This is a genomic window from Acetobacter cerevisiae, assembly GCF_001580535.1.
Taxonomy (GTDB): Bacteria; Pseudomonadota; Alphaproteobacteria; order Acetobacterales; family Acetobacteraceae; genus Acetobacter; species Acetobacter cerevisiae.
Genome location: NZ_LHZA01000090.1, coordinates 1 through 10224 on the forward strand (window position 1 = coordinate 1; position 10224 = coordinate 10224).

Below are 10224 nucleotides of genomic sequence, written 5' to 3' on the forward strand. Positions count from 1 at the left end.
GGCTCCAGCGGCGACGGTGCCCGGATCGAAGCAGCTGGCGAAAATTCTATTGTTTCCTGCTCTGGAAAATTCGCAAAAGTGAAACTCGGCAAAGGCGGTGCTGCATGCCTGAGCTGGCATGATGGCAGGCGTGCGCGCTTTGTCGCGATCTACGAAGGCGAAGACGGCATTAAAGCGGATGCATGGTACACCCTTAATGACAAGGGCGTGGCCTCTGAAGTGGAGGCCGCATAATGTCCAGCCTCAACAAAGCACTCCAAACCAACGCGGGCTACATCGCTGGCATGATCGTCGAGAACCCCTTTGTGCAGGCGTTTCTGGGTCTGCTGGTCTATGGCGGCATCACGTTCGTCCTGATGTTCACTGATGCCGGGCAGCGCATCACGGGCGACCTGCTCGATCTGCTGCTGGGGGTTTGTCAGCTGGTTGGGGAGTTAGTGTGATGGATAGCGACAGCAAGCTCATGATCGCTATCGCCGTCCTGGCATTAGCCAATGCGGTGATACTCATTCTGCGGTGATGCTCATTCTCATGATTTTTTCCTGACACCCCCGCGTCACCCGGTTTGCGGACCGGGCTTCGTGGCCGTGTTGGCTATAAATATTGATCGAGGCAATAATGCAAAAAGAACTCACACTGGATACTGTGGAAACACTTGTACCATCCGTTGTCTTTGCTGAGGGAGGTGTTGAAGATGTCGTCTCAAAGCTGGAGGCGTATGTGCGCGCCCTGCCCTTGGATGCCACAACTGAAAAAGGCCGCAAGCATATCAAGTCTGTGGCTTATGACGTAGCACGCTCCAAGACTGCTCTGGATAATATGGGCAAGGAAGTGCAGGAATCCGCAAAAGCAATAGTTGACCGGGTCAATGCTGATCGCCGGGTTGTGAAGAGTCGCCTAGATACTTTGCGCGATGAAGTAAAAGCCCCGGTTGTCGAGTTTGAGCAGCGCGAGGCTGCCCGTGTTGAAGGGCATCAAATCGCAATCCGTGACATTGAGGCTCTGGCCCGTTTCGATTTTGCTCCGGATGAAGAGACCGTTTCCGCGCGTCAGGCTGAGCTTGCTCGTCTCTATGCCCGCGATTTCGAGGAATTCAAAGAGCGCGCAAAGGTGGCGTTTGAGCAGTCTGGCGTGAATCTTTCCGCTCATGCCGAGGCGGCTAAGGCTCGCCGCATTCAGCAAGAGGAAGCTGATCGCAAAGCAACGCTGGCCGCAGAAGAAGAGCGTAAACGCCTTGAGGCGGAGCGCATTGCTCGTGAAAAGCGAATTGCTCAGGAGGCCGCAGAGCGCAGCCGCATACAGGCCGAGCAAGCGGCGCAGGCGGAGCGTGAGCGCCTTGAGCGTGAAGCTCATGCTGCTGCTGAAAGAGAGCGTGCCGCTGCGCATGCGATGAAAGAGGCGCAAGCTCGTGCTGAGCGCGAAAAGATTGCAGCCGCAAGGCGGGCGGAAGAAGAGAAAGAGCGCGCCGTACAGGCGGAGCGTGAGCGTGTTGCATTAGAGAAAAGGCAGCAAGAGGCCGAGGCAAAGCGTAGAGCTGCGGACAAGGACCACAAGAGCGCAGTCAACAACGAGGCCCTGAAGGCACTTGTAGCTGCTGGCATGCCTGAGGACCTTGGCAAGGCTGTCATCAAAGCCATTGCCCTCGGAAAAGTCCCGCACGTCTCGATCAATTACTGACACCGCCGCACGCATCGGGTCTCACGAGGCCCGGTGAAGTGGCCGTGTTGGCGGCAGATGATTTCCTTAGGGAGAATTGAAATGTCTGAGACATTAGAACGCCCATTTCTGACGGTGCGCCTCGCACCTAACCCGCATCTTGAACCCGCACCCGTTCCGTATTGCGCGGAAATGGAGCGGCATGCGCGGGCTGATGAAGTGGATCTGGTGAAATTCAGTGACATGCTCAAGGAGTGCCACAAGTTTGGTATGAAGCTCATGAGTGACCTGTATTTCGCCAAGGAATTGGAGGGGTTGCCGGAAAGCGTTCAGGCTTTGGCAAATGCCATTGCGGACACCGACAAGTCCGACATTCCCTATCTTTGGGATTTCATGTCGTGAGTGACCCCATCCTAACCGCCGTCAATCGTGTCTATGCCGAGTATCTCCATCAGGAAATCAGCGACGTGAACCAGTGCATGAAGGCAATTCGTGCGCCCGGTGCAAACACAGATGGGCAAGCGCTGGAACTGATCGGCGTTCTGGAAAATCTCGAGCGCCGCGCAAAGCATGCGCGGGATCTGTTGCGGGCTGAACTGTCCAACCAGATGCAGTCTGATGGCGTCGTGTGTCTGGAATCCGCGAACTGGAAAGCGACGGTGATGCGCCCCGCTTCGACAGCGCACATCACTGACGAAAAGGCGCTCAAGGCGGCGCGGCCAGAACTGTGGAAACCGCAGCCGGACAAGCTGGACCGGACGGAACTGAACAAACTGGTGCGCAACGGGCCGGTGCCCGGCGCATCCCTCACAAATGGCGGCGCTCCCACACTGCGGGTCAGCGCTCGGAAGGATGTTTGATATGAGTAATTCCCTAACGACACACAGCCCGGTCCTGCAGCCATCCAACTTTCAGGAGTTGGTTGGATTTGCAAAGATGGCTGCTGGGTCAGACCTTATGCCGAAAGACTACAAGGGTAAGCCTGAAAACATCATGATTGCTGTCCAGATGGGGTCTGAACTTGGCCTTGCGCCAATGCAGGCAATCCAGAACATCGCAGTGATCAATGGACGCCCGAGCATCTGGGGGGATGCAATGCTCGGGCTTGTGCGCAGCTCAGGGAAATGCGCTTCGGTGCGCGAATACTTCGAGGGTGAAGGTGATAATTTCAAAGCTGTCTGCATCACTAAACGCGTAGATGGAGATGAAATTACCTCTGAATTCAGTGTTGCGGATGCAAAGAAAGCAGGCCTCTTCGGTAAGCAGGGTCCATGGCAGCAGTACTTGCGCCGGATGCTACAGATGCGGGCGCGCGGTTTTGCTCTCCGCGATGGTTATCCTGATGTGCTTAAGGGTCTGATCTCTGGCGAAGAGGCCCAGGACATTCCGCCTCAAACGATTGACGTAACCCCTCAGCCGCAGCGCGCAGAGCATACCCGCGCACCCGTCGATCACATCGCGCTTTTCCGTGACCGCCTCGCCAAATGCGATGACCTGCGCAGCGTTGATGGTGAATGGGGTCGCTGGCAGACAACCATCAAGCGCGCTGAAGAGGCTGACCGCGCAATAAGCGAAGAAGTGCAGTCTGCCGTGCAGGACATGATTGCAGAGCGGCGCGCCGAACTGGAAGCCGAAGTTGCGCAGACACCTGTTGAAGAAATGGCAGAGGCATGACCCAAAAAACCAAACTAGAAATCATCGGTCCGTACACGCCGGAGCATGAGGGGCCATTTTGCACGCGGGATGGGCGGCCTATTCGGATCGTTTGCAGCGATATGAAAAATGGTTCCCCCATCATAGGGATTATATCTAACGAGGATGGTGTGGAGGCGCCCTGCAATTATAGCGCGGATGGCAAAGCGACTTACGGAAAAGCGCCTCACTCCTTGGACCTCATGAACGCCCGCGAAGCCCCTGTGGCGCGGGAGTTTTGGGTTAATAAATACAAATTCCGCGAACTCTCCGGAGCCTATCCTACAAAAGGAATGGCTGACAGTTTTTCGGGCAGGGACCGAGTTGAGTGCATCCACGTCCGCGAAGTCCTGCCGGGAGAGGGCGCATGATTACAACATGGCGAAAAGAAATAACTTACGCTCTGAAAGAGAATGGCGAAACCTGGGATGACGTTATCGCTTGCACACTTTCTCCTAAACAATGGGATATTGAGTTTGACGACGGATATGGAACGTCATGCGGGAAAGCTTTTACAGCGTGGACAAAATATCACGTTTATTTCCCCGCAGTTTATGACGGATCTGAATGGGTTGAAAGTGTGCCGCGCAATCCGTGTGATGTTGCTAAAGAGCATGTGGGAGGCCAGTAATATGTCAAATACAGACAAAAAAACCACAGCCGTAGTCGTGCCGCTCCCCATCAGCACGGAGCAGGCTCAGAAAATGTATGAGGCATACTGCTCAGCTTTTGCCAGAAGCTCCGGGACAACACGCGGATCAGCAACTACCGCCGCTATCCTCGCCATCGGCACGCCTGTTGCGGGTGGGGAGTTGGAATACTGTGCCCAGATAGTCTGGCACGATGACGCAGTGGAACCAGAAGTCGCCGCATGGCGAAACAAAGACATTAAAAAAGGTGCCAACATAAAGGTTGTCCGCCAATCCGACGCCCAAGCCGCCCTTGCCGCTGCGCAGGCGGAGATTGCAAAACTGACTGAAGAGAATGAGCGCATGAAGCATATCGCATACAGCGGGCGTGGCTCTCTGTCTTACACAATCCATTCCCCTACACGATTTGCAGATGAAGAACGGAAAGCGCCGGCAGCATGAGCGAGGAACTTAAGGCGTGCGGGTGCCGTGGAAAATTGCCCGTAGACATATTCCCTCTTCCTACCGGTCTGTCCCGGCCAAAGATCGGAAGATATTGGGGGCAATGCCTAAATTGCGGAGCGCGGGGGCCAGCACGTTCAACTGAAGCCGAGGCTATCACCGCATGGAACACCCGCGCAGGAGAGAAGGGATGAATAGTATTGCGTGGGCAATGATAATTGTTGCTCTTATAATATGCGCTACTGTCCTGACCATTTACGGATATGGTGATTCAGTCGCGACCTGCTTTGTGATGGGATTTTTCCTTTTTATTATGCTCGGAGGCGGTATATGACCCCCACAAACTGGCCCAACCCCGAGCGGCCCGGCTATCCGATGTTTCCGGAGCGGGATGGCAAGCATGTTATTGATGTGGATCCAGAAGCGCCGAAAAATGAACTGGTCTATTACTGGAAAGCGAAACAGCAAATCTGGGTCGAATACGACCACGAAGGCCCTGACGATGCGCTTGAAGGATACGACCTGATCGGCTGGTCATATATCGGCCCCGTCCTCACCCCCACGCAGATAAACGAAATGCTGGCAGGGGAGCGGGAACGGTGCGCGAAAGTTTGTGAGGACGAATACGAAAAATCAGGACGAGATTTTGAATACCTTGGCTGCCTTTCATGTTCCGAGACCATCCGCAACCTAGGAGCCGCGCCATGAGGACGAGAGATGAGCAGATTGAGGAAATTAAAGAGCGCGTAGAGGATTTGTCTCTCGTGAACTGCTACCCCGAATTTTCGGAAATTCAGGACTGGCTTATCGAAGCCGAACGCCGCGCAGAACAGCGCGTCCGGGCGGAGATTGGTCGCGATAGTGAGCGGTTGGATTGGTTGGAGAAATCTATCCCTGAATATGGGATCGGCCGGTCGTATGAAAAATTCTACGTCGATAAAGGTTGCTTGTATGTTGCGTCAGCAGAAACGATCCGCAAAGCCATCGACGCAGCGCGGGAGGTGGGGTGATGGGAAAAGAAAATTACGATAGCATAGCTAGAAGTGCATGTGAAAGAATAGAAAAGCCTGATACCCCGGCGTTTACTGTTGGGGAATGGATTGATGGCGAGTATTACGATGAATTAAGTCTATTTGACTTTGGGTATGAATGCGCAAAAGTCGCCGCCAAAATGGCTACAGAAGATAAAAATTATGTTTATTCCGCATATGAGTGGAGGAATAAAGACTCTTTAAGCATATATGAAGGAAGGGTATTAGTTTATAATGAAAGAGACAATATAATAGAGGTGGCTGGTTATGACCAGTATTATGGTCGTTGGTTAGATATTGCAGATAATACTGTTATTTTCACCCACTGGCAGCCCCTGCCCGCTCCGCCCACAAACATCGCTGAGTTGGGAGGGGTTGATGGCAGTAACTGATGCCGAAATACGCATGTGGGCCATAGACCGCGCACTGGATTCATTCAACAGAAAGAACTGGGCTGACGCTTTCTTGAGAGCCGGTGTTCTTTATGCTTGGGCAAAGGACGGCACCACGCCCCCTCTGCTTGATAACGGCGATATTGATCTGGAGAAATTTTTAGAAAATTTAAGGAATAAGGGAGGGGTTGATGGGTGAGTTAACATCTCGCGCTAATCTGGCAAAAAAGATAGGACGCTCCGAGCGCACGCTCCGCCGTTATCTTCCCGCAATCCCAGGCCTTTCCTGTATCAGGATGGGCCGCACGATATACTTTAACGATGATGATATTGCACTGATAGAAAAGGCTTTGCGTTGTCCCTATCCTACCGCAAGAGAGGAAAGCTCTGGTATGCGCGAGGCACGGTCCGTGTCGGTCGTGAAGTCGTCACGGTCAAGGAATTCTGCACGGGATGCTCTACTCGATCGGATGCAGAAGCAGTTGGAGCAGCAGAAGAAGCCAAGATCCGAACTGACACGATAGAAGGGCCTAAAAATGCCCAGAGCGGAGTTACTATAGCTGATTTATTCAGTGATTATATGGATGCGAAAAGCCCTCGCTCGTACCTAATCCGCTCTCTGATGGATTTGACAAAAGTGATAGGCCACTATCCAGCCTCGGACGCAAACGAGGCATGGAAAGTGTGGCTATCCATCAGGGGGCGGGGATTGTCGCCTACTACACTTTATACTTGGAGAGGAAGATATCGGGCTGCTATCAATTATGGCTGTGAGGTGCGGGGTATTCCAATACCAAAAATATTGTCCATTAAGAAATCAAACGAACACCCTGTCATTTATCTATCTAAACAAGATCAAGAAAAGCTGATTGCAGCATATGCAGACTATGCCCGCCCCATTGCTTTGACGTTATGCTTTCAGGGCCTGCGAAGCGGCGAGGCTGTTAGACTTGATTGGCGGTATGTTGATTTAGAGCGGCGCTCTCTGTTCATACATAAAACAAAGACTGGTCGGCAGAGATCCATCCCAATCCATCCTCGCGTTTATGAGGCATTGAGGGCTTTGTGGGAACAAAGAGGGCACCCAGACAGCGGTACAGTTTTTTTGAATTATTTTGGGAAGCCCTTTGTTGACAGATCTGAGAATGCTGGAGGCGGGAATGCTTTGCTCAGGCCGCACAATGCCGCATGCAAAAAGGCTGGCATATCTGGATTCACACCGCACGGGTGGCGGCATCACTGGGCATCGTGGATGGTGATGTCGGGGGCAGATCTCTTCACGCTCATGAGGCTAGGAGGATGGTCAAGCCTTAGCATGGTACAGAGATACGCCGCCGTTAGTGCCGACCATATGCAAGATGCGATTTCCCGCCTTTCGTAAGCCCGTTGGGCATAGGTTGGGCAAAGATGTTTTATGTTTCGAAAATAATTATATAAAACAGGCATTTATTTCACTAATCGCCCACATCGTCGATATCGACGCTCCTGCCTGATCACGCTTACCGGCAGGCTCCTTTACGGGGCCTGCCTTTTTACACAGTAATTCTCCATAAAAATTAAGTCTTCTTTTTATTCATGAGACCTTGTGTTTCATGAACTGATCCTTTGCGCGCAAAGCCTTTTCCAAAAAATCACCCTTCGGCTGACTTTCTCAAAAGAGGCACGTAAAACTCATGGCACCCAGGTCTGAAATTCTGATTGTCGGTGGCGGCGTGGCGGGGCTGGCTCTTGCAACACGTTTAGGAAAAACGCTTGGCAGGCAAGGCAAAGCACGCATTACGCTAATTGATAAAAGCTTCTCGCACGTCTGGAAGCCCATGCTGCACTGCTTTGCAGCGGGCACCGTGCTGAATGAAAATAATCGCATTAGCTTTATCTCTCAGGCCAGCCAGCATCATTTTGAATTCTGGCCGGGCGAGGTCATTTCGGTCGACCGCGCCAAACGCGAGGTCGTTTTAAGCCCCTTCCATGCGTCTGACGGCACTAAAGTGCTGGAAAGCCGCACCATGACGTATGATGCCATTGTTCTGGCCGTCGGCAGTTGCGCCAACGATTTTGGCACCCCCGGCGTGACAGACCATTGTCTGTTTATTGACAATCTTGTTGAAGCCAATGCTTTCAATGAGAAGTTCAGAATGGAAATTCTCAAGTCCTTTGCCAATAGTTCCAAGCTGGATATTGCCATTGTCGGCGGTGGAGCGACAGGCACCCAGCTTGCGGCTGAACTCCATAAGTCTTTGGAAATTGTAGACCCGGTCAGCCTGCATGCCTTTGGCAAAGCGCCTCCCAAACTCAGCGTCACGCTGCTTCAGTCCGGCCCGCGCATTCTTCCTGCCTTTCCTGAATCCGTCTCTGCCGCGGCGCAGCTGGAGCTTGAGCGGCTGGGTGTTAATGTCCGCACCTCAGCCCGCGTTGCTGCAGCGGACGCAACCGGCTTTACCCTGAAGGACGGCTCGCACGTATCCGCCACTCTGCGGGTGTGGGCAGCGGGCGTCAAAGCCCCGGAAGTCACCAAGGCCTATGGCGGCCTGTCCCTCAGCCGTTCCGGGCAGATTGTGGTCAACCCCAATCTGAGCTCCGTAAATGATGACAGGATTTTTGCCATGGGAGATTGCTCCTTCATTACCGAGGAACCATTACCTGCAACAGCACAGGTTGCCCGACAGCAGGCCTGCAACTTAGCCACACACCTGCCTGCCTGGCTGGAACAAGGAAAACCCGTCCCCTCCTGTATTTTCCACAATAAAGGGGCGATTGTCGCACTTGGCAATTACAATGGCTGGGCCGCTTTTCCGGGAGGCCGCGTGGTAGGTGGCGGCCTGATGCATGGGCTCTCCGCCCGCATGGGCCACATCATGTTGTATCGCCGGCACCAGATGGAACTGTTCGGGGTCTTCCGCGGCATGGCGTCTATTTTTGCCGATTGGGTTGAAACCATCATTCGACCGCCGGTGCGTCTGGATTAAGCTGGCCAGACCCAGCCTGCCCCCCCGTTCTGACAGATTTGTGAGCAATCCAGAATGTGATCAGAATACCATCGGATTTTAATATCTTTTCCGCCTCACACAGTCATAGAATAAGGAATAACACTAATAAGAAACAGGAATAAATCCGGTGAACAACGAAAAACTCTATGCCAATCCGGGCCCGTTGGGCCTGATGGGATTTGGCATGACAACGGTCCTCCTCAACCTTCATAATGCCGGGCTGGTATCCATGGGGTCCGCCATTCTGGCCATGGGCCTCATTTTTGGGGGTGCCGCGCAGATTTTTGCCGGGATCCTCGAGTTTTTCAACGGGAATACGTTTGGGCTGACAGCCTTTACCTCCTATGGCGCGTTCTGGATTTCTTTTGTTCTGCTCATTGTTCTTCCCCATTTTGGGGTGATCGCGGCCTCCTCCCCTGCCCTCATCGGTAGCTATCTGCTCATCTGGGGCCTTTTTACCGCAATCCTTTTTATCGCGACCCTCAGAGCCTCCCGGGAATTACAGGTTATTTTTGCAACACTTGTCATTCTCTTCGGGCTCCTCGCAGCCGGAGAATTCACCGGGCAGGCTATTTTCACCACCATTGCGGGCTTTGAAGGGCTTATCTGCGGATTTTCCGCCATCTATCTGGCAGGCAAAGAACTTTTACAGGTGCGAAACTGAAACTTTGGCAGAAAGTGAGAAGCGCTTTCTCCGCCCGCTCTCATTTCCAGAATGGCCACACCGTAAAACAAGTATATCCATAAGAATATAATAAATGACATAGTTTGCCTGAAGGGGTGACTGTAGCACCCCGCTTTCGCCCCCTCAGGAGCTTTGACGTGACGACATCAGCCAGTGCCAGCAAGACCGATGCCAGACTGCCCCGTGATGTGAGTTTTCATGAAGAGGACTGGCTCATTCTGGCATCTTACTGGTATCCGGTCGCCCTTGTTCGGGAACTTGAAGAAAAACCGCTGGGTGTAACGCTGCTCGATGCGCCCCTTGTCCTGTATCGGGCCGGGAATGAGATTGTTATTGCGGATGATCTCTGCCCCATCGTGGCGTGCCCCTCAGTATGGGTAAGGGAAATGGACAGACCGTGGCCTGTGCCTATCACGGCTTCCAGTTTGGCCTGCATGGCCGGTGTGTAAAGGTCCCGGCGCAACCCGACAACGCCATCCCTAAACGCCTGAATTTGCACACTTATCCTGCTGTGGAGCGGTATGGGCTGATCTGGACCTGCCTGCGCCCTCAGGGAGAGGCTTCGCTTCCCTCTATGCCCCATTGGGACGAAGCGGGTTTTCAGCAAATTACCTGCCCGTGGATTGATATTGGCGGCTTTGCGGGGCGACAGGTGGAAGGGTTTATCGACGCGGATTTCTCACACTTGGG

Annotated in this window: 16 protein-coding genes and 1 pseudogene; all 17 read left to right on the top strand. The window is 53.2% G+C overall.

Annotated features, from left to right (window positions below; translation table 11 throughout):
• Positions 1 to 234, top strand: a 234-nt coding sequence (locus tag AD928_RS01495; RefSeq protein WP_209436632.1) for a YdhT family protein, incomplete at its 5' end; no start/stop codon positions are given.
• Positions 234 to 443, top strand: a complete 210-nt coding sequence (locus AD928_RS01500) for a hypothetical protein (protein ID WP_062247676.1) — start codon at positions 234 to 236, stop codon at positions 441 to 443. The genes AD928_RS01495 and AD928_RS01500, both read left to right, overlap by 1 nt.
• Before the next feature lie 175 nt (positions 444 to 618).
• Complete coding sequence (locus tag AD928_RS01505; protein WP_062247677.1) at positions 619 to 1677, top strand: flotillin family protein; 1059 nt, start codon at positions 619 to 621, stop codon at positions 1675 to 1677.
• Between the two features lie 81 nt (positions 1678 to 1758).
• Positions 1759 to 2058 carry a hypothetical protein gene (locus tag AD928_RS01510; protein ID WP_062247678.1) on the top strand — a complete coding sequence of 100 codons (300 nt, stop codon included), beginning with the start codon at positions 1759 to 1761 and terminating at the stop codon, positions 2056 to 2058.
• Positions 2055 to 2516 (top strand): hypothetical protein, encoded by a 462-nt coding sequence (locus AD928_RS01515; RefSeq protein ID WP_156470046.1) that lies wholly within the window; start codon positions 2055 to 2057, stop codon positions 2514 to 2516. The genes AD928_RS01510 and AD928_RS01515 overlap by 4 nt, the downstream gene beginning before the upstream one ends.
• Before the next feature lies 1 nt (position 2517).
• A complete protein-coding gene (locus AD928_RS01520; protein ID WP_062247683.1) occupies positions 2518 to 3330 on the top strand; it encodes a recombinase family protein in 813 nt (270 codons plus the stop codon).
• Positions 3327 to 3719 carry a hypothetical protein gene (locus AD928_RS01525; RefSeq protein WP_062247685.1) on the top strand — a complete coding sequence of 131 codons (393 nt, stop codon included), beginning with the start codon at positions 3327 to 3329 and terminating at the stop codon, positions 3717 to 3719. Before AD928_RS01520 ends, AD928_RS01525 begins: the two co-directional genes overlap by 4 nt.
• 57 nt (positions 3720 to 3776) lie before the next feature.
• Positions 3777 to 4439, top strand: coding sequence for a hypothetical protein (locus tag AD928_RS01530; protein WP_156470047.1), 663 nt, complete (start codon positions 3777 to 3779; stop codon positions 4437 to 4439).
• Positions 4436 to 4633 (top strand): Lar family restriction alleviation protein, encoded by a 198-nt coding sequence (locus AD928_RS15350; RefSeq protein ID WP_373320594.1) that lies wholly within the window; start codon positions 4436 to 4438, stop codon positions 4631 to 4633. The genes AD928_RS01530 and AD928_RS15350 overlap by 4 nt, the downstream gene beginning before the upstream one ends.
• Positions 4634 to 4769: 136 nt before the next feature.
• Positions 4770 to 5147: a hypothetical protein gene (locus AD928_RS01535; protein ID WP_062247689.1), complete on the top strand. Its 378-nt coding sequence runs from the start codon at positions 4770 to 4772 to the stop codon at positions 5145 to 5147.
• Positions 5144 to 5449 (top strand): hypothetical protein, encoded by a 306-nt coding sequence (locus tag AD928_RS01540; RefSeq protein WP_062247690.1) that lies wholly within the window; start codon positions 5144 to 5146, stop codon positions 5447 to 5449. Before AD928_RS01535 ends, AD928_RS01540 begins: the two co-directional genes overlap by 4 nt.
• Positions 5449 to 5862: a DUF551 domain-containing protein gene (locus AD928_RS01545; protein WP_062247691.1), complete on the top strand. Its 414-nt coding sequence runs from the start codon at positions 5449 to 5451 to the stop codon at positions 5860 to 5862. Before AD928_RS01540 ends, AD928_RS01545 begins: the two co-directional genes overlap by 1 nt.
• Positions 5849 to 6061, top strand: coding sequence for a hypothetical protein (locus tag AD928_RS01550; protein ID WP_062247692.1), 213 nt, complete (start codon positions 5849 to 5851; stop codon positions 6059 to 6061). Before AD928_RS01545 ends, AD928_RS01550 begins: the two co-directional genes overlap by 14 nt.
• A gap of 423 nt (positions 6062 to 6484) precedes the next feature.
• Entirely contained in the window at positions 6485 to 7243 is a 759-nt protein-coding gene (locus tag AD928_RS15355) for a tyrosine-type recombinase/integrase (RefSeq protein ID WP_082779679.1), read from the top strand.
• Between the two features lie 292 nt (positions 7244 to 7535).
• Positions 7536 to 8828: an NAD(P)/FAD-dependent oxidoreductase gene (locus AD928_RS01555; protein ID WP_062247693.1), complete on the top strand. Its 1293-nt coding sequence runs from the start codon at positions 7536 to 7538 to the stop codon at positions 8826 to 8828.
• Between the two features lie 148 nt (positions 8829 to 8976).
• Positions 8977 to 9513: an acetate uptake transporter gene (locus tag AD928_RS01560; RefSeq protein ID WP_082779680.1), complete on the top strand. Its 537-nt coding sequence runs from the start codon at positions 8977 to 8979 to the stop codon at positions 9511 to 9513.
• 158 nt (positions 9514 to 9671) lie between these two features.
• Positions 9672 to 10224 (top strand): annotated as a pseudogene (locus AD928_RS01565) (Rieske 2Fe-2S domain-containing protein); the annotation flags it as partial.